The 24,191-nt window shown below is 72.6% G+C and carries 17 protein-coding genes and 1 riboswitch; of the genes, 10 read left to right on the top strand and 7 right to left on the bottom strand.

Annotated elements, in window-relative coordinates:
- Window positions 1-272: 272 nt before the first annotated feature.
- Window positions 273-515 carry a DUF7701 domain-containing protein gene (locus tag H297_RS38755; RefSeq protein ID WP_037795534.1) on the bottom strand — a complete coding sequence of 81 codons (243 nt, stop codon included), beginning with the start codon at window positions 513-515 and terminating at the stop codon, window positions 273-275.
- 869 nt (window positions 516-1,384) lie between these two features.
- Between H297_RS38755 and H297_RS0127485 the strand changes: the two genes are divergently transcribed.
- Window positions 1,385-2,101, top strand: coding sequence for a TetR/AcrR family transcriptional regulator (locus H297_RS0127485; protein ID WP_051352220.1), 717 nt, complete (start codon window positions 1,385-1,387; stop codon window positions 2,099-2,101).
- Window positions 2,102-2,698: 597 nt separating this feature from the next.
- On the opposite strand, the gene H297_RS42150 is transcribed toward H297_RS0127485, so the two are convergent.
- Entirely contained in the window at window positions 2,699-3,037 is a 339-nt protein-coding gene (locus H297_RS42150; RefSeq protein WP_486589691.1) for an amidase family protein, read from the bottom strand.
- Between the two features lie 638 nt (window positions 3,038-3,675).
- Between H297_RS42150 and H297_RS0127475 the strand changes: the two genes are divergently transcribed.
- The gene (locus tag H297_RS0127475; protein WP_027739666.1) at window positions 3,676-4,350 is read left to right on the top strand and encodes a DUF3159 domain-containing protein; all 675 of its coding nucleotides are present in this window, start codon (window positions 3,676-3,678) and stop codon (window positions 4,348-4,350) included.
- A gap of 242 nt (window positions 4,351-4,592) precedes the next feature.
- Window positions 4,593-5,240 (top strand): TetR/AcrR family transcriptional regulator, encoded by a 648-nt coding sequence (locus H297_RS0127470; protein ID WP_486589688.1) that lies wholly within the window; start codon window positions 4,593-4,595, stop codon window positions 5,238-5,240.
- Window positions 5,241-6,377: 1,137 nt separating this feature from the next.
- On the opposite strand, the gene H297_RS0127465 is transcribed toward H297_RS0127470, so the two are convergent.
- Together H297_RS0127465 and H297_RS0127460 are read right to left on the bottom strand one after the other, a co-directional pair.
- Window positions 6,378-7,031 (bottom strand): GOLPH3/VPS74 family protein, encoded by a 654-nt coding sequence (locus H297_RS0127465; RefSeq protein ID WP_027739664.1) that lies wholly within the window; start codon window positions 7,029-7,031, stop codon window positions 6,378-6,380.
- 416 nt (window positions 7,032-7,447) lie between these two features.
- Window positions 7,448-8,035: a cysteine hydrolase family protein gene (locus H297_RS0127460; RefSeq protein WP_027739663.1), complete on the bottom strand. Its 588-nt coding sequence runs from the start codon at window positions 8,033-8,035 to the stop codon at window positions 7,448-7,450.
- Between the two features lie 74 nt (window positions 8,036-8,109).
- Between H297_RS0127460 and H297_RS0127455 the strand changes: the two genes are divergently transcribed.
- The 4 genes from H297_RS0127455 (at window position 8,110) to H297_RS0127440 (ending at window position 13,727) form a co-directional block, all read left to right on the top strand.
- Window positions 8,110-9,102, top strand: coding sequence for a helix-turn-helix domain-containing protein (locus tag H297_RS0127455; RefSeq protein ID WP_027739662.1), 993 nt, complete (start codon window positions 8,110-8,112; stop codon window positions 9,100-9,102).
- A 253-nt stretch (window positions 9,103-9,355) separates the two neighbouring features.
- Entirely contained in the window at window positions 9,356-11,248 is a 1,893-nt protein-coding gene (locus H297_RS0127450) for an alpha/beta hydrolase family protein (RefSeq protein WP_027739661.1), read from the top strand.
- A 341-nt stretch (window positions 11,249-11,589) separates the two neighbouring features.
- Window positions 11,590-13,074: a histidine kinase gene (locus tag H297_RS38750; RefSeq protein WP_051352219.1), complete on the top strand. Its 1,485-nt coding sequence runs from the start codon at window positions 11,590-11,592 to the stop codon at window positions 13,072-13,074.
- The gene (locus tag H297_RS0127440) at window positions 13,071-13,727 is read left to right on the top strand and encodes a response regulator transcription factor (RefSeq protein WP_027739660.1); all 657 of its coding nucleotides are present in this window, start codon (window positions 13,071-13,073) and stop codon (window positions 13,725-13,727) included. The genes H297_RS38750 and H297_RS0127440 overlap by 4 nt, the downstream gene beginning before the upstream one ends.
- A gap of 728 nt (window positions 13,728-14,455) precedes the next feature.
- On the opposite strand, the gene cobN is transcribed toward H297_RS0127440, so the two are convergent.
- Window positions 14,456-18,238, bottom strand: a complete 3,783-nt coding sequence (cobN, locus tag H297_RS0127435; RefSeq protein WP_027739659.1) for a cobaltochelatase subunit CobN — start codon at window positions 18,236-18,238, stop codon at window positions 14,456-14,458.
- Between the two features lie 136 nt (window positions 18,239-18,374).
- A riboswitch (cobalamin riboswitch) is annotated at window positions 18,375-18,475 on the bottom strand.
- A gap of 157 nt (window positions 18,476-18,632) precedes the next feature.
- On the opposite strand from cobN, the gene cobG reads away from it, so the two are divergent.
- The 3 genes from cobG (at window position 18,633) to H297_RS0127420 (ending at window position 22,638) form a co-directional block, all read left to right on the top strand.
- Complete coding sequence (gene cobG, locus H297_RS0127430) at window positions 18,633-20,159, top strand: precorrin-3B synthase (RefSeq protein WP_486589687.1); 1,527 nt, start codon at window positions 18,633-18,635, stop codon at window positions 20,157-20,159.
- Between the two features lie 17 nt (window positions 20,160-20,176).
- Window positions 20,177-20,803: a precorrin-8X methylmutase gene (locus H297_RS0127425; protein ID WP_027739657.1), complete on the top strand. Its 627-nt coding sequence runs from the start codon at window positions 20,177-20,179 to the stop codon at window positions 20,801-20,803.
- 176 nt (window positions 20,804-20,979) lie between these two features.
- Window positions 20,980-22,638 (top strand): precorrin-2 C(20)-methyltransferase, encoded by a 1,659-nt coding sequence (locus tag H297_RS0127420; RefSeq protein WP_027739656.1) that lies wholly within the window; start codon window positions 20,980-20,982, stop codon window positions 22,636-22,638.
- Between the two features lie 25 nt (window positions 22,639-22,663).
- On the opposite strand, the gene H297_RS0127415 is transcribed toward H297_RS0127420, so the two are convergent.
- Together H297_RS0127415 and H297_RS0127410 are read right to left on the bottom strand one after the other, a co-directional pair.
- On the bottom strand, window positions 22,664-23,749 hold the full coding sequence (locus H297_RS0127415; RefSeq protein WP_027739655.1) for a hypothetical protein: 1,086 nt from the start codon (window positions 23,747-23,749) through the stop codon (window positions 22,664-22,666).
- Window positions 23,746-23,988, bottom strand: a complete 243-nt coding sequence (locus H297_RS0127410; protein WP_027739654.1) for a hypothetical protein — start codon at window positions 23,986-23,988, stop codon at window positions 23,746-23,748. The genes H297_RS0127415 and H297_RS0127410 overlap by 4 nt, the downstream gene beginning before the upstream one ends.
- Window positions 23,989-24,191: the final 203 nt, after the last annotated feature.

Genomic DNA, 24,191 nt, shown 5'->3' with positions numbered 1-24,191 from the left:
GATCGGAGAAGATCCTGGTCGTCTTCTTCCAGACGAGCCCGTGACCCGTCTCGTCGGACATCGCGCATCTGGCATCCCACTGTTCCGCGTGTGTGCATCCACAGCCCTCGAACCAGCTCGACACGAGCCCCCCTGCCCGGTCTTGGCCAAGGAAGCGGCGCCGACGACCCGCGCCACCGCCCATGCTCCGAGCTGTCGCTCGGACCGCTCGCGCGTACGGGACATCGAACGCCCGCATCTCTGGATCGAGTTCTCGAAAGGGGGCCAACGGCTCATGTTTCGTCGACCGACTGCGTCCAATCCGACAAGGCGGTATGGATGTCTTCATCAGTGATCTGCACCTCCCCCTTGGCCTGTGAGAGGACGGCGTAGCTGCGGAACAGATCGTCAGAATCGGCAGCAGCCTCGGCGTCCGGGCAAGAGACAGGGCCGGGCCTGATCGCGGACGTCGTCCAGCCGGGAAGCAATGTCCGGGGCATGCTGGTCTGTCGGCCGGGCACGGCGACCGTGTACACCGATCAGCACATCGTCCCCTCCTGGGACAGCTTCGCCCCCCGACCCCGGCCCCGGCCCGGAAGGCAGCCCCAGCCACAGGAAGCGGACGGGCCAGTTCGTCAAGGCGCCCGGCCTGCGGGGCAAGCCGTCCGGCGGCCAAGGCCCGGAGGGACACGCGGGGCACCGCTCGCGCGGGGCCGCCCCCGAGGACCGCATTCTGACCGACACCGCGTGGGCCACCCTCGCCCGCCGGGTCCTGCACGTCACCGGCAACGCCCCAGACGGCTGCCGATGGAGCGCCGTGCACCACGCGGACGATCACCTCCACATCGTCGCCGCCGAGATGCGCCGGGGCTTGGGCCCGGCCTCGCAACTGGGACGACTCCTACCGTGCAATGACAGAAGTCACCCGGGTCGGGACCGACTTCGGCCTCCTCCAGGTCAGCCGCGACGCAGACACCTGGCGCACCGCGCTCTCCCGCCCACAGCGCGGAAGAGTCGCTCGATCCGCCCGTCGACGCGGGCCCGCTGGTAGAAACCGGCGCCCTGCCCTCCGGCGACTACAGGGGCTGGGCAGTCACGCTGCCCGACGAGACCACCACCGACTTCATCAAGTGGCAGACATGGGACGTGGATCCCGGGCAGCCCCACAGCCTGTCGCGGCGAGGGAGGGGTGCGGGACGGCGCACCATGACGCCTTCAGCGAGCACTCACAAGGGCGCGCCCCGTACGCATGCCCGTGCGGGCGGCGACGCCCTCCCACGGATGCGCTCGGCGTGCGGGCCGGGAGCGAGCGAAGTCCGAAGCCTCGGTCACACCAGCTAGCACGTTGCGTCACTTAATGCCAATATGGCACTTAGCGAATATCCTGGTGAAGGGTGGCGGAAAGATGACCGACGACGTGGCACCGACCGGACGCAGCCGTGGCGGGATGAGTGAGCAGCGGCGCCGTCGTGTACGTCTGGAGATCTCGCGGGAGGCGGCACGCCTGTTCTGGGCGCAGGGCGTGGACGGCACGAGCGGTGACCAGATCGCGGAGGCGGTGGGCCTGTCGACCCGCACCATCTGGCGTCATTTCCGCAGCAAGGAGAGCTGCGCCGAGCCGATCGTCGCCCAGAGCGTGGAGTGGGAACTGGCTACTCTGCACAGTTGGCCGCCGCACCGCTCCTTGGAGGAGCACTTCGCCACGGAGGCCAAGCGGCTGGTCAGCGAGATCAGCCCGCTGGAGCAGGCCGACACCGGGCTGGGCGTCAAGATGGTTCGACTCGCCGAGACCGAACCGGCCCTGCGTACGGCCTGGCTGATGGCCTGCGACCAGGTGGAACACGAGCTGGCCGCGGTCATCGCGACTCGGCTCGGATGCAAGCCCGACGACCTACAGGTACGTCTGCACGCCGCGGCCGCTGCGGCTGCTCTGCGAGTCATCAACGAGCACGTCGGGGCCGGCCTTCTGGACGGCACCGATCCGCGGGAGCTCGGGGACGAGAACTTCGCCTTCATCGCGGACGCGGTCCGCACGGCCACGGGGGGCGCCGTGGGCGACCCGGTCCACCTCGACGAGGCGCCCGCCGAGCCGGAGGAAGGCGCCGCCGCTCGACAGCAGTAAGCGGTGCCCCCGAGGGGGCACACTCCGACGGGCTCGGTCGCGGACGCGGGAGGGGACCCGCCCGCTGCTGCACGTGCTGTGTACGCCGCTCAACTGCCGAGCTCCCTGCACACGACAACGCCGTGGCGCCTATGCGAACTGCGTGGCTCAGGGCGTCGTTCCGGCCGGTCCGACGAAGACGTCGGCTCTCCACCCCGGCTGCAACGAGCGGTGGCGCCTGGCACCTGCCTGCTGCCCTGGCCTCACAGGGATCCTGCCAGGCGAAGCGTCCGGGCAGCTCCCCGGCGATGATGCGTGGGAACAGTAGTCATACGGAAATCGTCCTCAGAGGATGTCAGGCTGCGGACGGCGTGCGGGCGCCTCCGGCCGGAGGCGCGCCCAGGGCCGCGCCCGCTTCCACTGTGCGGCCCGTGCGAGCAGTTCGGGCTCCGGGCCCGGGTGCCCGACGGACCGGACGTCGAGCGGCGGCCCGCTCGACGTCCGGTGAAGCGGCACCGATGCCGCCGCGTACCCGGTCACGTCCGCCAGTTGGGTAAGGGGCCGATGAGCAGCCTCCCCCGCGTCCCGCACCGCGTCGGTGGCCTGTGGGTCGAGCGGTCAGCCGAGCGAGGCCACCGGGGTCGGCCCGATCCGCGGCGGGCGCGGGTCGTCGGCGTCGGCGTCGGCGTCGGCGTCGGCGTCGGCGTCGGCGTCGGCGTACGGACGCTCCGCCGGGGCCACCCGGTACGGACCCTCCGGTGGGGAGCCGACCAGGACGTCGAGCATCGCGGTGGAGTCACGGACCGTGCGCGACAGCACGCCCTGCACCGCGGTGCCGTGGAAGCCTCCGTCGGCGTGAGGCCCTGGCGGGACGTCGCCACGCCCCGGCTTGAGTCCGAACAGCGCGCAGGCCGCAGCCGGGACCCGGACGGAGCCCCCGCCGTCGTGCCCGCCCAGACCGGGACGACTCCGGCCGCGACGGGCGCGACGGCCACGGCGGTCGCCGCGGACCCGCCGGAACTGTCACCAGGCGTCCGCGACGGGTCCAGGAGCATGGACAGCAGGATCACACCGCGCCAAGTTCTGGGCGCGGCACCGGGCGCGGGCGCGCGGTGACGGTCGGGCCGACCGGAGGCGTCAGGAGTGTCCGGCTGCCGGGCCGGTGCAGGCCCGTCCGCCTTCTTGCGACGCCGAGGTGTACGGCGGTGCGCCGATCACTGTCGGCCTGTCCCAGTCGTCTCGCTCAGTGCGGCGCCGCCGACTTCCGTGGTGGTCGCGGCCGTCGAGGTGGCGCGGGTGCGGGTCGTCGGACGTCGATGTCCGAGGACCTGCGCGAGCACGCCGCGGACGACGGTGGGGGCAGGCGCAGACCGAGGGCGGGAAAGCCGGGCCGCGCGCAATGGTGCGCGTCAGCCGCAGCCCACCGGGGACGTCCCCGACCGTGATCGCCTCACCTGAAGACGGGCACCTCGCTGAGCTGGGGTTTCAACCAGAAGTGACTCAGGTCACACCGCATGAGGTGGCTCCGATCGTCACTAGGTGCCAGGATGTCACTTAGTGACGAACCGCAGGCCAACCCGGAGGAGCGGATCACCGTGCAGACCACAACTTCCCAGGAGGCGGCGACCGGCATGCAGGCGGCAGGCCAGAAGAAGAAGTCGGCGCTGGAACAGGCGGGCGGCACCAAGGGGGTCGTCTACTCGGCGCTGCCCGCCCTGGTGTTCGTCGTCGCCCACAGCGCCGGTGGGCTCAAGGTGGGCATCCTCGCCGCTCTGCTCGTCGCCTGCGGCATCGCGGTGCATCGGCTGATGCGCAGGGAGTCGCTCCAGCCCGCGCTCGGCGGCGTGTTCGGCGTGGCGATCGCCGCCGGCATCTCCTGGTACACGGGATCCGCCAAGGACTTCTTCCTCATCGGCATCTGGGCGAGCCTGGTCGGCGCCGTCGCCTTCGTCCTCTCCGTGGTGCTGCGCCGGCCTCTGGCGGGCCTGATCTGGAACTCGATGACCGGCAAGGGCACCGTCTGGCGGGCGGACAAGCGTTCGCGGATCTACTACGACATCGCCACCCTGGTGCTGGCCGCCATCTTCGGCGCCCGGTTCGCCGTCCAGCAGTACCTCTACCAGGCCGACGAGGTCGGCTCGCTGGGCTTCGCCAAGATCGCCATGGGCTACCCGCTCCTCGCCGTCGGCCTCCTGACCGTCGCCTGGGCCGCCCGGGCTTCCGACAAGCGGCTGAAGGCCGTAGGGCTGCTGCCTGCCAAGCGCACCTGACCAACGGCTCCGCTCCGCGTGTGCCCCGGATCGGCCGCCCACGGCCCGTTCGGGGCACACGCATACGCACTGCCGCGACCACAGGCGTCGTCTCTTGCGGGGTCGCCGGCCCCGCGCCGCCGCTGGCGAGCACACGGCCGGGCACTTCCTGGCCTTCGTCGGCAGAGCCGCCGGTGAACGGCAGAGCCGCCGCTGGACGACGTCTGCGTCCGAGGGATGAATGACGAGGTGAACCCGTGCAGGTGAGCAGTCGCGTCGGAACTGGGATGCGCGAGCGGCGGCGCTGCCGGGTCCGGTTGGAGATCTCTCGGGAGGCGTCGCGTCTCTTCTGGGAACGGGGCGTTGCCGCGACCAGCGGCGACCAGATCGGCGAAGCAGTGGGCCTGTCGACGCGTACCGTCTGGCGGCACTTCCGGAGCAAGGAGAGCTGTGCCGAACCGATCATCTTGCGTGGCGTCGCATGGGAGATGGCCGCCCTGCGACGCTGGAAACCCGAAGTCCCCCTGGATGACCACCTCGCCGATGAGATGAGCATGCATGGCCGCGGCACCGACAGGGCGGAGCGCGCCGACGATGCGCTCGCGATGAAGATGATCGCGCTCGGCAGCAGGGAGCCCGCGCTCCGCACGGCCTGGCTGATGGCCTGTGACCAGTTGGAACACGTACTGGCCGAGAGCATCGCCGGCCGACTTGACCTGCCGGCCGACGACATCAGGGTGCAGAAGCACGCGGCAGCCGCCTCGGGCGCCCTACGGGTCGTCAACGAGGAGATCGGCGAGGCCCTGCTCGGCGGTGCCGACGTACGCCGCTTCGCTCATGCGCACCAGCTCCTGGCCCAGGCGGTCCGCAGCGCCACGGGAGGCGCCGTGGGGGACGCGGCTACGGCCTGAGATCCGTACGCGGGACCTCCGTCGGACCGTACGGACACCGGCATTCGGTGTCCCGTTCGGCATCTGCCTGAGCCGGCCTCCCGCACTGTTCCCCGTGTATGACCCAGGCCGACCGACAGGTCGGGCCATCGGCGCCGGACCGGATGCCGCCCGTCGGCCCCCGCCGCATTCCCGTCAGGCGACGCCCGGTAACGGTGTGTACGCCAGTACCAGGTCCGCGCCGCGCAGAACGGCGTGCCCGCCGACACTCCGGGCAGCGCGACCTCCGACCGCACGGCGGCAGGTGACACCGGGGGAGAGATGAGGCCGGGCCTCCCCTCTCCTGCCGACATACTCCGCGCCGACCTCGCCGAGTTGTCGGCCAAAGGGAGTGAGGCCCCCCGACAGGGGGTCGGCCCCGGTAGGAACAGACCTACGACGGACACGGGTCGCCGATCCCCCGGGGCAACGGCGGTGTTCACGTCGGCGCTCGGGGCAGGACGAGCGCCGACGTGCGCCGCGCAGCTCGCAGATCGGCCATGGCTGCCCGGCGAGCACGGCACCAGCCATGGCGTTGTGTCCACCGCTGCGGTCGGCCTCATGCTCGACCGCGGCGCGGCCAACCACCACCCACAGCGGCCAACCACCAGGCCGCATTCGGCACGGTGCAGCCGTCACCCTCGATACGCCGGGCACGCCCTCCGAACTCCTCCGTGTGGCCGAGCTGGACGACGCCGAGTGAGCCACACCACCACCGCTCCCCGCCGTGCACTGCCAAGCCGTCTGTCGGCGCCCGGGCGTTCCGACCGCCCCGGGTGCAGCACAAGGCCCGCCGGGAGTACGGGAGGGACGGTTGCGGTTCCGGTGACGTCGTCCAGACGGCCGGAAAAGCGTTGCGGCGCGTCCGGCTCCCGCTCACCGGTGGTGCATTCACCGGTCGCGGGCGGTAGGTGCGGCGCGTATGAACCGCGATCGGGTACGGCGGTGTTCCGTTGCACTGTTCGTCTTGCAGTGGCCGTTCTTTGTCCGCCACCGCGTTGCAACGACTGTGACGCCGACGGTGGTCGGGGCGAGCCAAGGGAGGGACGTGAGCTCGACACTTGGCTTCTTTCCTCGGAGTCGCATGCCGAGGGTCGCGCAATTGCAGGTTCGGCCTGCTCAGCTCCATCCGCCGCCGACAGCCCGGCTGGAAAGCACCGAGTTCGACAGGGCTTTACGCAGGCCCGGTACTTCTCGATCGAACTTCCGGGCCGATTCCTCCAGAGCCTCTTTGTGTTGGCGGCGCTCGGATCGGTCCAGCACGACCCCCATGGTCGCGTCGCTCTCCAGGGCGATCACCGGCAGTGCCACTTGCTCCAGGGGCAGCGTGGACGGGTCGGGAGTGGTGGTGACCCGCGTGCGCAACGCTTGCTGCACGGCTCGGGCCTCCTCTTTTTGCCGCAGGACAACCTTGCTTCCCCTGAGCAGGCTGAAGGTGTGGCCGGTCTTCTTTTCGATGATCCCGGCAGCCATCAACTGGTCCTCGACTGGTTTCTCCGCCGTATGCGCCCTGTTGTGCACCAGTGCCATCCACTTCTTCGGCCCCGCGTGCAGCTCTTCCCACACAGAGGCAAGAAACGGATCCGCCGGTGACCGGTCTCCAAGTACGCGAACCCGGCGCCCGTCGGTCTCGGCCTGTTGCGCAAGGATCAGCTCGGTCAGGGCGGCAGCGCGTATCCGCTGCCCGCGGAACTGCAGAAGCGTGGCCGGGAACTTGTCCTTCTTGAAGGCGTAGGCGCACAGGTAGATCTGCTGCGGAAGCGTAAGATCCATGGGTACTCCTTGAATACGTGGCAACAGGCCCGGTTCCTGTTGCACGGCGCGGCCCGCAAGGGGCCGTCGGCCTGTCGGCACAGCGCTTTTCCTGACTCGACGGGACTGCACCACTCGAAGGCGCCATGGATCCGCACCACGGTTCGCCCGACACACAGCAGGCAGCTCGCGCTCTTCATGGCGGTCGGCTCTCCCCAAGTGCGCCACGCGTAGCCTCACCGTCGCGTCACTAACTGCTAGGTTGACGCTTAGTGACAGATTTCGCCACCCCTGCACATGTGACCTGCAACACAGGCTTGCCGTCGACCGGTCGGCCACCCGGAGGCGCAGGTGCGACTGAGTCCTTGACCTGGCCCGTGAGCGGCCGAGTTGGCCCGGGTGAGCGCCGGGGTTGGCCTGCACCCCTGATCGGGGTGTCAGGGGTGGACGGCGGCCACCAGCTCGCTGATTGTCACCACCCGGGCGAAGCCTCCTCCATGCAGTGAGACGGCGCTCGCCCGGGCCAGCTCGTCGGCCGTCAGGTGCCAGTCGTTCGGGCCGGTCAGGTCGAAGGTGTGGGTGGCGTCGAGGGCGACCAGCACGTCGTAGCCGAGGTTGCCGCCCATGCGGGCGGTGGTCTCCACGCACATGTTGGTCTGGATACCGGCCACTACGGCTTGGGTGATGCCCGCCGCCTTGAACCAGTCGTCAAGGTCGGGGGTGCCGTAGAACGCCGAGTTCACGGACTTGGTGACGAGAAGTTCCGGCCCGCCGCCCTTGCCGCGCCGCTCCTCGACGTACTCCTTGAAGTCGTTGCCCTCGTACCCGGTCCGCAGCGGCGAGCCGGGCTTGTCGGAGTCGTGCCGTACGAAGACGACCGGCCGGTCCGCCTCCTGCCAGGCCGTGATCAGGGAAGCGATGTTGTCGTCGGCGGACGGGTTGTTGCGCGGGCCCCAGAACTCCGACTCGTCGAAGCCCTTCTGCACGTCCACCACTACCAGCGCCGCGTTCTGTGTGATCTCCATGCCCACGATCCTGCCGCCGGTCCGGGCCGGTCCACAGGAGGCAGAAAGACAGCGATCGATGGTTTACTGCCACGGTGACACAACCGGCCCCGGCCCACCGCATCGCCCTGCTCGCCTCCCCCGGCATCCGGGCCTTCGACGTCTCGGTGATCACCGAGGTCTGGGGCGTGGACCGCACCGACCGCGGAGTGCCCACGTTCGAGCTGCACCGGGTGGCCGTCGGCCCCGAACCGGTACCGATGCGCGGCGGGCTCGCACTTACACCGGACCGCACCCTCGCCTGGCTACCCCGCGCCGATCTGATCCTGGTACCCGGCCTGGACGACCACGCCCCCCCGGCACCCGAGCCGGTCCTCGCGGCACTGCGCCGCGCCCACGCCCGGGGCACCACCATCGCCGCGCTGTGCGGCGGCGCGTTCACGCTCGCCCAGGCGGGCCTGCTGGACGGCCGCCGGGCGCTGACCCATTGGGCACTGGCCGACCTGCTGCGGAACCGGCACCCACGGGTGCGGGTCGAGCCGGACGCCCTGTTCGTCGAGGACGGCAATCTGTGGACGTCCGCCGGCACGGCCGCCGGCATCGACCTGTGCCTGCACCTTCTCCGCACCATGCACGGCGCGGAGGCGGCCGCGACGGTCGCCCGATCCATGGTCACCGCACCGTTCCGGACCGGCACCCAGGCCCAGTTCATCGAACACCCGACCCCACACGCCGCCCGCGACGCGGACGCACTGACCCAGGTACGCGCCTTTGCCCTGGCGCATCTCGACGAGCCGCTCACCGTGTCCGCACTCGCCGCCCGTGCCGGGATGTCACCGCGCTCCTTCACCCGGCACTTCGCGGCGGCCACCGGAACCACCCCGCTGCGCTGGCTTCTGGACCACCGCATCGCGTCAGCCCAGAAACTCCTCGAACGCACCGACCTGCCCATGCCCGAGGTCGCCCGCCGGTCCGGTTTCGGCAGCGAGGTCACCATGCGCCAGCACTTCGCATCGCGCCTGGCGACCAGCCCACGCACCTACCGCACCTCGTTCGCCGAACAACCACCCTCTGGACAGGGGCGTTGATTGCGGGCCAACCACGACGCTCACCCGGGCCAACTCAAGGACGCAGTCTCAGCAGGAGCCGCGACCGACGACCCGTGACGGCTGGACGCGCGACACATTTGCCATCGCTGTCACTTAGTGCCAGTGTCATTAAGTGACAGCCTTCGACCGCGGAACGGTACCCGGCCCGAGGCTGCGAACCCGCTCAGAGCCCTTGCCGACCCCCACCGGGGCCTCATCACTCGCTGTCCGGGACAGCCACAGGAGGGACCACATGGCATTGCCGAAGCCGATCAGCGTCGAGGAGCTCTTCGCCCCTCCCGTCCGTTCGAGGGCCTCCCTCTCGCCGGACGGAACCAAGATCGCGTACCTGGCTCCCTGGCGAGACCACCTCAACCTGTGGATCGAGAGCGTCGACGCGCCAGGGGACGCGCGGCGGGTCACCTGCGAGGACCGCAACCTGCTGAGCTATCACTGGACCGACGATCCGAGGTGGCTGCTCTTCACCCGGGACCAGGGGGGCGACGAGAACCGGCACCTGTACCGCGTCGATCTCGAAGACCCGGACGCAGGGGCCACTGACCTGACCCCCTTCCCCGGCGCACGCATCATGGATCTGAAGCTGCCCGCCGCGCAGCCGGGTAAGGCGGTGTTCTCCTCGAACAGCCGCGACCCCGCCGCGTTCGACCTCTTCGAGCTGGACATCGCCACCGGTGACCTGCGGACGCTTGCGGAGAACACCGGGGGCGCTGCCACCACCCTCATCCATGGCGGCAGCGGGGACCTCCTCGTCAACGAGGTGACCGAACGGGGTGACCTACGGCTCTCCCGCTGGAGCGAGCCCGCGCAAACACGGCGCCATCTCGCGCAGTTCGACGGTGCGGACCATCCGCTGGGCGTCTATCCGCTGGAAGTCACCACCGACGCCGACGGCGTTCTGCTCGGTTCGCACCGGGGCACGGACAGACTGCGCCTGGCCCGGCTGGATACCGCAACAGGGCAGGAGACGGAGGTCGACTCCCACCCGCAGTACGACCTGGACACCCGAGCCCGCGTCTTCCCCGCACTGCCCTCGCCCCTGATCTTCAGTCGGCGTACCGGCGAGCTCATCGGAGTGCGCTACCTCGGGGAACGACTGGTGATCAACGCACTGGACCCGCACTTCGCCGAGGTCCTGGAGAACCTGGGGAACTTGTCCGACGGCGACCTGGCCGACATCTCGTCCGACGAGAGCGAGCAGCGGTGGGTCGTCAGCTTCACCCACGACCGTGATCCCGGAGCCACATACTTCTACGACCACTCCACGGGCGAGAGCCGCCTGCTGTTCCGGCCCCGTGGTCACCTGGATCCCGAGAAGCTGGCACCGATGACACCGGTGACCGTCACCGCTCGGGACGGCCTCGCGCTCCCCTCCCATCTGACACTGCCGGTCGGGACGGAGCCGCACCGATTGCCGCTGGTCCTGCTCGTGCACGGCGGTCCCTGGGACCGGGACAGCTGGGGTTTCAACCCTCTCGTCCAACTACTGGCCAACCGGGGCTACGCGGTGCTTCAGGTGAACTTCCGCGGCTCAACGGGGTACGGCAAGTCGTTCATGCGGGCAGGCATCGGGGAGCTGGCCGGCAAGATGCACGACGACCTGATCGACGGCGTGAACTGGGCCGTCGACCAGGGATACGCGGACCCGGACCGGGTGGCCGTCCTGGGCGGCTCCTACGGGGGCTATGCGGCGCTGGTCGGCGTCACCTTCACCCCCGATGTCTTCGCCGCCGCGGTGGACGTCTTCGGCGTCTCCGACCTCGCCGACTTCCTGCGCAGTCAGCCGGAGTTCGTCCGGCCGGCCCTTGCCTCCAACTGGTTCCGCTGGGTCGGCGACCCCGCGGATCCGCAGCAGGAGGCCGACATGCTGGCCCGCTCACCGATCAGCCGGGTGGACCGGGTCCGCACACCGCTGCTCATCGCCCAGGGCGCCAACGACGCCCGGGTGGCGCAGGCAGAATCCGACAACATGGTCCAAGCCCTCCGGGCGCGCGGGGTCCCCGTCGAGTACATACTCATGCCGGACGAAGGGCACTCCATCGAGAACCCGGAGAATTTGATCACCGTGTACCGCGCCGTGGAGCGTTTCCTGGACGAGCATCTCGGTCCCGTACGGGACGCCGCGTAGCCGCCGCCCGGAGTGCGGCGGCGGTCGGCGGTCGGCGGTCGGCGGTCGGCACACCATGGTCCGTGAGGGCCCGCAGCGCGGAAGCCGCAGTCTCCGCGGCCGCCGTCACCGGATGCTCTGCCCAGCGGCTGCGCAGGTGCTGCGTGCGAGGCGAACGGGGTCGGTCGCGGTGACGGATGTGCCGGATGTCCGGCAGAAGGAGCGGAACGAAGCGACGCGGAAGGGGGTGGGGGTGCTCGGTCGGGTACGCCCCGGGTAGCCGCGTAGTACTTGAGGCGGACGCGGAGGGTTCGTCTTTCCTGCGGACGCGGGCAGGAAGGGTGCCTGCATAACGTGGCCGCATGACGATCACGAAGCACACCGAAGCCAGTACCCGGTCCCGCGCAGAAACTCCCTCGAAGCCGCGGTCCGCCACGAGCGGGTGGTCGGCCCTGCGGGAGGACCTGCTGTCCGGGGCGCTCGCCCACCGCCCGCTGCCGCCGGCCGACAGCGGTCCGGTGGCCCGGTGGGCGCAGCAGTTGCCGGGCGGGCTGGGCCGCGGCCTGCGGTGGCTGCCACATGTGCTGATCATGGTGGCCGCCGTGGTGTTGTTCGTCACCGGTCTCCAGCAGAGTGCGGACTTCGGGGCGCCGCCCGACACGCTCTTCAACCTGTCCCTCATGGCGCTGATGGCGGCCCCGGTGGCCCTGGTGCTGTCCCGTCCGGCGGCCGCGTACTGGCTCTCCCTGCTCGGGCTCGTGGTCAGCGTGCCGCTCGGCGTGCCGAACCTCGCCGCACCCCGCAGCGAGGTGGCGATGGTGTGCCATCTGCTGGTGCTGGTGCTCGTGGTGCTGCGTACGCGGCCCCGGGTCGCGGCGGAGATGTGGCTGATCACCACCGTGGTCTTCAGCGCGCTGGCGGGGGCCGTCACGGGCAGCGTCGGTTCTGCCGTGGCCGCGCTCGCCACGTACGCGGGACTGCTGCTGGTGGCCGCCGCCGCGGTGCGGGCCTGGTGGCAGGAGCGGCAGCACGTGGTGGAGACGGAGTCGGTCACCGCGCGCGAACGGTCCCGCCGTACGCTGCTGGAGGAACGGAACACCATCGCCCGTGAGCTGCACGACGTGGTGGCCCACCACATGTCCGTGATCGCCATCCAGGCGCAGGCCGCGCCCTACCGGGTAGCGGAGACGCCGCCCGAGCTGGCGACCTCCTTCGCCACCATCCGGGAGAACGCCGTGGCCGCGCTGACCGAACTGCGCCGCATCCTGGGGGTCGTACGGGCCGAGGACCCCGACGGTTGCGCGACCGACGTTCCGCAGGCACCACAGCCCACCCTCGCCGACCTCGACGCCCTCCTCGACAGCGTGCGCACCACCGGGCTGGCGGTGGACAGCGAGGTCACCGGTGAGGTCAGGCCGCTGTCGCAGGGGATGGAGCTGTCGGCGTACCGCATCGTGCAGGAGGCGCTGAGCAACACGCTCCGCCACGCCCCCGGCGCCGCCGCCAGGGTGGAACTCGGGTACGTGCCGGGCGGACTGAAGCTGCGGATCGTCAACGGGGCGCCGGACCGGGCGCCCGGCGCGGCGGAGAGCCCCACCGCCTCGCAGCCGGGTGCCGGGCACGGTCTGCTCGGCATGCGGGAGCGGGTGCAGGTGCTGGGCGGCGAGTTGAGCACGGGTGCCACGGCGGCGGGCGGCTTCGAGGTGACCGCCTTCCTGCCGACGGGCCCGACGGAAGGGATCGAGTCGATGGATGCGCCGGAGCCGCTGGAGTCCGTGGCACCGAGTGGGTCGGCGGGGTCGGGCGGGCCCGCGCGGGGCAACGGCTCCGGGCAGGGTGCCGCATGATCCGGGTGCTGATCGTCGACGACCAGGCCATGGTCCGCGAGGGCTTCTCCGTCCTGCTGGGGGCCATGCCGGACATCGAGGTCGTGGGGGAGGCGGCGAGCGGCACGGAGGCGGTCGCGAAGGTGTCCGGACTCCGCCCCGACGTCGTCCTCATGGACATCCGCATGCCCGGCATGAACGGCCTGGAGGCCACCCGGGAGATCTCCGCGGGGGAGAGCGGGGCGAAAGTGCTCATCCTCACCACCTTCGACCTGGACGAGTACGTGTACCAGGCGCTGCGTGTCGGTGCCAGCGGCTTCCTGCTCAAGGACGCCTCCACGGAGCGGCTCGCGGAGGGGGTGCGGGTGGTGGCGGCCGGCGAGGCGCTGCTGGCGCCGGCCGTCACCAAGCGGCTGATCAGCGAGTTCTCGCGGCTCGGCGGGCCGCGCCCGCAGGCGCGGGAGCGCGTCGAGGACCTCACCGAGCGGGAGACGGGTGTGCTGTCGCTGGTCGCCCAGGGGTTGTCCAACGGGGAGATCGCCGGGCATCTGGTGGTCGCGGAGTCCACCGTCAAGACGCACGTGAGCCGCATCCTGGTGAAGCTGGGGCTGCGGGACCGCACGCAAGCGGCGGTGTTCGCCTACGAGGTGGGCCTGGTGACCCCGGGCCGATGACCCGGCCCGGGACCTCCGGTCCCGGGGCCGACCCCCGATGTACGGCCCCGGGTGATCCGGGCCGACACGCTCCGGGCTCGCGCGCCCGGACCCACGAGCGGCTGTCTACGAGTCCGGGTCGGTGAGCCCGGCTCGTGGCCCCGAACCGGCGATCCGTGGCGACGCTCCCCGGAGGCCGCGTGGCGTCCGGCCCGAAGTGTCCGTCCCCCGGCCGGTGCATCCGGTCCGACGAACCGGCACAGCCCTGCGGACCGGGGCCGCCCCCGGCGGACCCGACCGGCCCAGCGAACCCGGCCGACCCGGCAGACCCAGTCGGCGTGCCTGCCCCGGCTGGCCCGGCCACCTGGCGGACCCGAACCGCCCGACGAACCCGGCAACCCGGGAGCCGACGGACCGGGTCGACCCGGCAGACCCAGCCCACCCGGCGCACCGGCGGAACCGGCCACCCCGGGCAGCCCATTCCGCTCAGCCGACCCAGCGGCGGACCCGACGGACCCAGCCACCGCGACGCACCCAGACCGCCGAGCGGAAACAGCCCACCCCACGGTTCGGCTGGTCCGGCACACACGGACACCCCAGCCCGCCTGGCGGGCCCGAACAGCCTGCCGGAACCGACCAACCCGGCAGATCCGGCGGGCGCCGCCGACCCCGGCGGGACCGGTAGGACCGGCGGGACCGGCGGGACCGGCGGGACCGGCAGAGTTGAGCGGAGCGGCGCAGTCGGGGCGTTACTCCTGGTCGTCCGCTTCCAGTTCGCCCTCCGTCTCCAGGTAGATCTGGCGGAGTGCGTCGAGGGCCGTGGGGTCGGGCTTGGACCACATGCCTCGGGATTCGGCCTCCAGCAGGCGTTCGGCGATGCCGTGCAGGGCCCAGGGGTTGGCGTCCTGGAGGAAGGTGCGGGTGGTCTCGTCGAGGACGTAGGCCTCGGTGAGTTTGTCGTACATCCAGTCGGCCACGACGCCGGTGGTGGCGTCGTAGCCGAACAGGTAGTCCACGGTCGCCGCCAGTTCGAAGGCGCCCTTGTAGCCGTGGCGGCGCATGGCCTCGATCCACTTGGGGTTGACGACGCGGGCGCGGAAGACGCGGGAGGTCTCCTCCACCAGGGTGCGGGTGCGGACGGTCTCGGGGCGGGTGGAGTCGCCGATGTACGCCTCGGGGGCGGTACCGCGCAGGGCGCGGACGGTGGCGACCATGCCGCCGTGGTACTGGAAGTAGTCGTCGGAGTCGGCGATGTCGTGTTCGCGGGTGTCGGTGTTCTTGGCCGCCACCGCGATCCGCTTGTAGGCCGTCTCCATCTCCTCGCGGGCCGGGCGGCCGTCCAGCTCGCGGCCGTACGCGTAGCCGCCCCAGACGGTGTAGACCTCGGCCAGGTCCGCGTCGGTGCGCCAGTCGCGGCTGTCGATCAACTGGAGGAGCCCCGCGCCGTACGTGCCGGGGCGCGAGCCGAAGATGCGGGTGGTGGCGCGGCGTTCGTCACCGTGCTCGGCCAGGTCCTGGCGGGCGTGGGCGCGCACGTGGTTGCTCTCGTCCGGCTCGTCCAGCGACGCGGCGAGCCGCACCGCGTCGTCCAGCAGCCCCACCGTGTGCGGGAACGCGTCACGGAAGAAGCCGGAGATGCGGAGGGTGACGTCGATACGGGGCCGGCCCAGTTCGGCCGACGGCACCGGTTCCAGGCCGGTGACCCGGCGGGAGGCGTCGTCCCACACCGGGCGGATGCCCAGCAGCGCGAGGGCCTCGGCGATGTCGTCCCCCGCGGTGCGCATGGCGCTGGTGCCCCACAGGGACAGCCCGACGGAGGTGGGCCACTGGCCGGTGTCGGTGCGGTACCGCTCCAGGAGGGAGTCGGCCAGCGCCTGACCGGTCTCCCACGCGAGGCGGGAGGGCACGGCCTTGGGGTCGACCGAGTAGAAGTTGCGGCCCGTCGGCAGGACGTTGACCAGCCCGCGCAGCGGCGACCCGGAGGGGCCAGCGGGGACGAAGCCGCCGGCCAGGGCGTGCACGGTGTGGTCGAGTTCGGCGGTGGTGGCGGCCAGCCGGGGTACGACCTCGCGGGCGGCGAAGTCGAGGATGTCCGCCACGTGGGGGGAGTGCCCGGCCGCGACGCGGGGGACCGCCGCCGGGTCCCAGTCGGCCTCCTCCATGGCCTCCACCAGCGCGCGGGCCGCCGCCTCCGCCGCGTCGGCCGAGGTGCGGGTGGCCGCCGACTCGTCGAGACCGAGGGCCTCCCGCAGACCGGGGAGCGTGCGCTGCCCGCCCCAGATCTGGCGGGCGCGGAGGATCGCCAGGACGAGGTCGACCCGGCTCGCGCCGGACGGCGCGGCACCCAGGACGTGCAGGCCGTCACGGATCTGCGCGTCCTTCACCTCGCACAGCCAGCCGTCGACGTGCAGCAGGAAGTCGTCGAAGCCCTCGTCGTCCGGGCGCTCCTGCATCCCCAGGTCGTGGTCGAGCTTCGCGGCCTGGATGAGGGTCCAGATCTGGGCGCGGATGGCCGGCAGCTTGGCCGGGTCCATGGAACTGATCTGCGCGTACTCGTCCAGCAGTTGCTCCAGGCGCGCGATGTCGCCGTAGGAGTCGGCGCGGGCCATCGGCGGGACGAGGTGGTCGACGAGCGTGGCGTGCACCCGGCGCTTGGCCTGGGTGCCCTCGCCCGGGTCGTTGACCAGGAACGGGTAGACGAGGGGGAGGTCGCCCAGTGCGGCGTCGGGGGCGCAGGCGGCGGACAGGCCCGCGTTCTTGCCCGGCAGCCACTCCAGGTTGCCGTGCTTGCCCAGGTGGATCATCGCGTCGGCGCCGAAGCCTCCCTCGTCCTGCGGGGCCGCGATCCAGCGGTAGGCCGCCAGGTAGTGGTGCGAGGGCGGCAGGTCGGGGTCGTGGTAGATGGCGATCGGATTCTCGCCGAAGCCGCGCGGCGGCTGGATGAGGACGAGCAGGTTGCCGCGGCGCAGCGCCGCCAGCACGATGTCGCCCTCGGGGTTGTGGGTGCGGTCCACGAACAGCTCGCCGGGGGGCGGCCCCCAGTGCTCCTCCACCGCGTCGCGGAGCTCCTGCGGGAGGGTGGCGTACCAGCGGCGGTAGTCCGCCGCCGGGATGCGGACCGGGTTCTTGGCCAACTGCTCCTCGGTCAGCCACTCCTGGTCGTGCCCGCCCGCCTCGATCAGGGCGTTGATGAGGGCGTCACCGTCGTGGTCGGTGTCCGTGCCGTCGTGAGCGGCGTCCGCGCCGTTGTCGCCGTTCCCGCCGTGGTTGCCGTCCTCCGCCACGAGGAGGCCCGGGACGTCCTCGGCGGGCCCGAAGTCGTAGCCCTCCGCCCGCAGCCGCCGCAGCAGTGCCATGGCGCTCGCCGGGGTGTCCAGGCCGACCGCGTTGCCGATCCGGGAGTGCTTGGTCGGGTAGGCGGACAGCACCAGTGCGAGCCGTTTGCGGGCGGCCGGTATGTGCCGCAGGCGCGCGTGCCGCACGGCGATGCCCGCGACCCGCGCCGCCCGCTCCGGGTCGGCCACGTACGAGGGCAGGCCCTCGGCGTCGATCTCCTTGAAGGAGAACGGGACGGTGATCAGTCGGCCGTCGAACTCGGGGACCGCGATCTGGCTCGCCGCGTCCAGGGGGGAGACGCCTTCGTCGTTGCGCTCCCAGTCCGCGCGGGGCGCGGTCAGGCACAGCGCCTGGATGATCGGCACGTCCAGGTGGGTCAGCGCGCCGGCGTCCCACGCCTCGTCGTCGCCGCCCGCGCCCGCCTCGGCCGGGGCGGTGCCGCCCGCGCCGCCCGCCGCCAGCACGGTGGTGACGATCGCGTCCGCAGCCCGCAGCTCCTGGAGAAGTTCCGGCTCCGGCGTGCGCAGCGACGCCACGTACAGCGGGAGCGCCCGGGCGCCCGCCGCCTCGACGGCCTCGCACAGCGCCACCGCGAAGGCGGTGTTCCCGCTCATGTGGTGGGCGCGGTAGTAGAGCACCGCGACGGTGGGCGTGCCCTCGTCATCCGCCGGAAGCGGCGCGTTGTGCGGGCCCGGTTCCCTGGTCAGCGGGCCCCAGGACGGTGCGGGGGCCGGGGGCGCGAAGCCGTGTCCCGTCAGCAGCACGGTGTCCGCGAGGAACCGTCCCAACTGGGTGAGGTTGGCCGGGCCGCCGTGCGCGAGGTAGGCGTGCGCCTCCGCGGCGACCCCGATCGGCACCGTGGAGACCGCCATCAGCTGTGCGTCCGGGGCCTGTTCACCCGTCAGCACGACGAGGGGAAGCCCGCCGGCCTGCAGCAGGTCGATGCCCTGCTGCCAGGCGCGGACGCCGCCGAGGAGGCGGACGACGACGAGGTCGACGCCGTCGAGGAGCTCCCGCAGGTCGTCCTCCAGCGCCTCCTGGGACAGGCGGCTCGGGTTGGCGTACCGGTACGTGACCGGTGCCTGCTCCTGGTCGTCCGCCGCCACCTGGGCGCTGGTTTCCGCAGCGCCGACGCCCTTGTTCGCCGCGCGGGCGCTGAGCAGGTCCGTGTCGGAGGTCGAGAGGAGAAGGATCACCCGCGGGGTGTCGTCGCCCTGGGCGGCGTCGCCTGACGAAAGCAGCATGCTGCGGTCGGCCCTTCCTCGGGGTGTCCACGCCCCGGGTTGCGGAATGGGGTCCCCCCGCTCCGGCGGGCCGGAGGCGCGGGGAAGGGAGTTCCTGACTCGCCCCTCCCTCTTTCGAGAGCGGGCTCACAGTGGCGGGACCGCGCCGGATTCGCACCGGGCTTCCTCCCCTGTCGCCGTCACCGGCGATGCGGGCGGACCGGGTGATCCGCCCAGAGCATCGTACGGGGGTTCCCTGCGCGGGGGGAGGGCGCACCCTGGGCGCCCTCCCCCGCCGGGCCCGGGCGCACCCCGCCCGCCCCGTGGCCCCGGGAGGGCGTTCCCGGCGGTGGGTATGCTCGCCGCCATGGCCCCGACCCCCTCCAGCTCGTCCCCGCCGGACGCCGCGCACGTTGCCGATGCAACGCATTGCGCGACGCCTGGCGCGGCGCCGCGTCCCCGTGCGGACGCCTGCCCGGGAGCGCTGCGGCTGCACCAGGCGGAGGACGGCGCACTGGCCCGGATACGCGTGGTCGGCGGGGTGCTGGACGCCGCGCAGGCCGAAGCCCTCGCCGACGCCGCCCTGCACCTCGGCGACGGGCACCTGCACCTGACGTCCCGGGGCAACATCCAACTCCGCGGGCTGCCCGCCGAGTCCGGCACCCGGCTGGCACAGCTGCTGGCGGCCGCCGGGCTGCTGCCCTCCCCCGCACACGAGCGGGTACGCAACATCGTGGCGTCCCCGCTGTCGGGGCTGGACGCCGGCGGGCACCGTGACGTAGCGGCGTGGGTCTCCGGACTGGACCGCCTGCTGTGCGAAAGCGAAGCAGCCGGTGAACTGTCGGGGCGCTTCCTGTTCGCGTGCGACGACGGGCGCGGGGACGTCCTGGGGCTCGACGCGGATGTGACCTTGCTCGCGACGCCCGACGGTGACGCGCTGCTCCTCCTGGGGGCCGGCGGGCACGGAGACCGGACCGCTGTGCGGGTGGCGGGTACGCACGCGCCGGCTGCCGCGCTCGCCGCCGCCGAGGTCTTCCTCACCGTCACCCGGGAGCGCGGCGCCCGGGTGTGGCGGATCGCCGAGCTGCCGCCGGAGGGCACGGGCACGGACACCGCCGGGGCTGTTGGCGCCGGTGCCGCCGACCGCCCCGGCACCGGCCTCGCCACCGGCGGCGCGGCGCTCCTGCGCCGTGTCGCAGCCCGGGTGGAGGGCGCCGCGTGCCTGGCTTCCGTCCCGTTGCGGGCGGCGGCGCGCTCCGCGCCCGACGGCGGTCCCGAGCCGGGGATCGTCGAGAACCCCGGCGGGGGCGGGCGCGCAGCGCTGTCCGTACTCGCCCCGCTGGGCCGCCTCAGCGGCGAGCAGTGGCGGTCGGTGGCGCGCCTGGCGCGGCGCGAGGGCACCGGCGAGGTGCGGGTGACGCCGTGGCGCGGCGTGGTCGTGCCAGGGGTGGCGGCCGGGCGGGCGCGGGGCGCGCTGGCCGCGCTGGGCGACGCCGGGCTGGTGACGGAGTCCGGCTCGCCCTGGCGCGGGGTGGGGGCGTGCACGGGGCGGCCGGGCTGCGGCAAGGCGCTGGCGGACGTACGGGCCGACGCCACCGCTACCGCTCCCGCCGGCGCGGGGCACGCCGGGGGCCTGCCCGTGTACTGGTCGGGCTGCGCGCGCCGGTGCGGCCACCCCCGGGGCGCCCACGTGGAAGTGGTCGCGGAGCCGGACGGTTACCGCGTCACGGAGGTACCCGCCGCCCCACCGGCGCACTCCCCCGCGTCCACCGGTGCCCTCGTCCCCTTCGGTGCCCGCACACGTCTTGCCGTGGCCGTGGCGGCGGCCCGCGCGGGGCACGGCCCCGGCAACAGTGCGACTTCTCCCGGTTCTTCCGACAATGCGACCCGATGAGCGAGAGCAGACCAACAGTGTTCGAGTACGAGAAGGACGGCGCTGCCATCTACCGGCAGTCCTTCGCCACCATCCGCGCCGAGGCGGACCTGGCGGAGCTGCCCGCGGACGTCAGCCAGGTCGCGGTACGGATGATCCACGCCTGCGGCATGGTGGACCTCGTACAGGATCTCGCCTGCACTCCGCACGCCGTGGCGCGGGCCCGCGCCGCGCTGCGGGCCGGGGCACCCGTCCTCTGCGACGTCGCCATGGTGGCCAGTGGCGTGACGCGCAGGCGGCTGCCCGCCGACAACGAGGTGGTCTGCACCCTGTCCGACCCGCGGGTCCCCGCGCTGGCCGCCGAGTTGGGGACGACCCGCACGGCCGCCGCCCTCGAACTGTGGCGGGACCGCATGGAGGGGGCGGTCGTCGCGGTCGGCAACGCGCCCACCGCGCTGTTCCGGCTGCTGGAGATGGTGGCCGAGGGGGCGCCGCGGCCGGCTGCGGTGATCGGCGTGCCCGTCGGGTTCGTGGGGGCCGTCGAGTCGAAGCAGGCGCTGGCCGAGCACCCCTCGGGCCTCGACCACCTGGTCGTGCACGGGCGCCGGGGCGGCAGCGCCCTGGCCGTGGCCGCGCTCAACGCCATCGCCAGCGAGGAGGAGTGAGCCAGGTGACCACCCCGCACCCGCAGCCCCCCGCGCGCCCGCAGCCGCCGGACGCCCCGGCCCCGGTGACGGCCCCCGCGGTGGAGACGGAGACGAGGGCAGGGACGGAAGGGGATACAGGGACGCAGACGTGGACGGGAAGCGCGGCGTCGGCCGCCCGGCCGGCCGGCGGACGGCTGATCGGGGTCGGACTGGGGCCCGGCGACCCGTCGTTGATGACCGTACGGGCGGTGGAGGCGATCGGTGAGGCCGATGTCGTCGCGTACCACAGCGCCCGGCACGGACGGTCGATCGCGCGGTCCATCGCCGCCCGGTACCTGCGCGCCGACCACCTGGAGGAGGCGCTCGTCTACCCCGTCACGACGGAGTCGACCGACCACCCCGGTGGCTACCGGGGCGCACTGGAGGAGTTCTACGCCGAGGCGGCCGCCCGGCTGGCCGGCCACCTGGACGCGGGGCGGACCGTGGCGGTACTGGCCGAGGGCGACCCGCTGTTCTACGGCTCCTACATGCACATGCACCAGCGGCTGGCACACCGCTACCCCACGGAGGTGGTGCCGGGGGTGACGTCGGTGAGCGCGGCGGCCGCACGGTTGGGCACCCCGCTCTCGGAGGCCGAGGAGGCCCTCACTGTCCTGCCGGGCACGCTGCCCGAGGAGGAGCTGACCGCGCGGCTGGCCTCCAGCGATGCGGTGGCCGTGATGAAGCTGGGGCGCACCTTCCCCAAGGTGCGCCGTGCGCTGGAGCGTTCGGGGCGGCTGGCGGAGGCGCGCTACGTCGAGCGCGCCACGATGGAGGGTGAACGCACCGGCCGCGTCGCGGACATCGACCCGGACTCCGTGCCGTACTTCTCGGTGGCGGTCCTGCCCAGCAAGGTGGCCGCCGCACGGGCTCGGGAACGGCTTCTCCTCGCCGCGCACGAGCCGGACACCGTGAGCGCACCGGCCGACGGACACGCGGCGGCCCACGGGCACGGAGCGGCCACCGGGGAGGATCCGGCTTCCGGAGGTGCCGACGGTGACGCCGGTGACGTTCCCGGTGAGGTGACCGGGGACGTGGTGGTCGTGGGGACCGGTCCGGCCGGGCCCCTGTGGCTGACGCCCGAGACGCGGGGCGCGCTGGCCGCGGCCGACGACCTCGTCGGGTACACCACCTATCTGGACCGGGTGCCCCGGCGGGACGGTCAGCGCCGGCACGGCTCGGACAACCGGGTGGAGGCCGAGCGCGCCGAGTTCGCCCTCGACCTGGCGCTGCGCGGACGGCGGGTGGCGGTCGTCTCGGGCGGCGATCCGGGGGTGTTCGCCATGGCGACGGCCGTCCTGGAGGCCGCCGCGGAGGAGCCGTACACCGGTGTGCCGGTCCGCGTGCTGCCCGGGGTGACGGCCGCCAACGCGGCGGCGGCACGGGCGGGCGCCCCCCTGGGCCACGACTACGCCGTCCTCTCCCTCTCCGACCGTCTCAAGCCCTGGGAGGTCATCGCGGAGCGGCTGCGCGCCGCCGCCGCGGCCGACTTGGTGCTCGCCCTCTACAACCCCGGCTCCCGGAGCCGCACGTGGCAGGTCGGCAAGGCCCGCGAGGTGCTGCTGGAGCACCGGGCGCCGGACACACCCGTGGTCGTCGCCCGCGACGTGGGCGGGGACGGCGAGCGGGTCCAGGTGGTGCCGCTGGCCGCGCTCGACCCGGCCCAGGTCGACATGCGCACCCTGCTGATCGTCGGCTCGTCCCGCACCCGCGTCTGCCACCGGGGAGACGGGGCGCTGCCGGGCTCCGGCGGCTCGGCCCTCACCTGGACACCGCGCCGCTACCCGGACGGGGAACCGCGCCCCCGGGAGTGACCCGGACCCGTCGGCGCGGTCCGCCTCAGCGGGGCGTGGGGCATGTGCCCGGAGTCGGGCGCGGGGTGTGCGGCTGCTCGGGGGTGGGGGCGGGGGTGTGAGGGACGGGGTCCTTCTCCCAGGGCCGCAACGGCAGGGACTCGTCGAGGAAGACCCGATTGCGTGCGGCCCATTCCGACATGTCGTTGCCCGTCCTGAAGGGCTCGCCCGGGGGCTTGTGACGAAGGTGGTCCTCCCACTGCTTCAGGTCGGTTCCCTGGTAGAGGTGGGTGAGCTTCGGGACGTCGTAGCGGATGTGGAACCTTCCGTCCCGGTCCGTGCTGTCGGCGAAGGCACCCATGATGGCGGCGATGTACTTGATCGCCCCTTCGTCGGTGCTCAGCAGCGCCTCCCGCTCCGCCAGGCTCCGGCGCGGCAGATAGCCCCGCGCCTCGACCTGTTTCACCAACGGGAAGTCGGTGTGCACCTTCCCCGGCCCGGTCGCCCAGCGGGCCAGCCGCTTGTTGAGGTGGCCGAGGCCCGAACCTGCCGGGACGGGATGGCGTGCCAGCTGCACGTTCTTCATCGCCTCCCAGGAGATCGCGGCCACGATCGCCTGCGGGGAGATGTTCCACTTCCGCGCTTCCTCGACGATGGTCGCCCGGTGCGCGCTGATCCAGCTGAGCACCGCGTTCTCCTCCGCGGAGAAGGGTTTGCCGTCGGGCCGCAGCCGTTCCGTGCGGGGCAGGTAGTTCGCGTCGTACAGCTCGTAGGACAGCAGCGCCGGGTCGCTGGGGGGCGGCATCCCGGGCCGGGGGGAGGGGGTGGCGGCTTCGTTCAACGGCCAGAAGATGCCCTCGGCCGTGTGCACGGAGCCCTTGCCGCTGTTCTGCATCGCGTGCACCCGGCCCGCTCGTGCCTGCAAGTCGGTCACCCGGCCGCGTACGCGGCGCGCGAGGTCGCGGATCTCCACCGCCGAGGAGGTGTCGGCACCCATCCGGTCGAGTTGGGCCCACAGGTCCCGGGCGAGCTGTTCCAGTGCGGACGCGGCCCGCACGTAACTGCGCGTCAGATTGTCGAACGCCGGCTGCTTGGCCCCGGAGAATTCCGGGTTGCCGCTGGGAGTGGTCACGGCTTCCTCCGCAGGGAGTGCTCCTTGGTCTTGGCGCTGTGCACGGCTTCCTGCAGCAGGAGGTGCAGCGCGAGCCGTTGCTGTTCCAGCTCCTCGTGGAAGCGGCGGCCCACCGGGCCGACCCAGGCGTCGTCCTCCATGGCGCTGCACGAGGCGTCGAGTGCGTGCCAGTGCTCGTCCGACAGCCGTTGGACGCGTGCGGCCGCAAGCTGCGCCTCGTGGTGATCGATCTCCGTCATCGCCGCCCCCGGTCCCCTCCGGGCAGTGCGTGTGCCACGCCCGCCGCTCCCCGCCTGCGACGGACAGCACCGGCGCCGAGGCCCCGACGCGTCCCTCCGCGCCCGGCACCCCCGCCGACACGCGGCCTCGCCGCTGCGTCCGCCCGCTGCCGCCAAGCTACGCCCGGGGCCGCCGCCGAGTCGTCCCGCACCGGTCCGATGTC

Source organism: Streptomyces sp. CNT360 (assembly GCF_000424785.1).
Note: the sequence above shows the minus strand (reverse complement) of the source record. Positions and strands in the feature narration are given on the sequence as shown.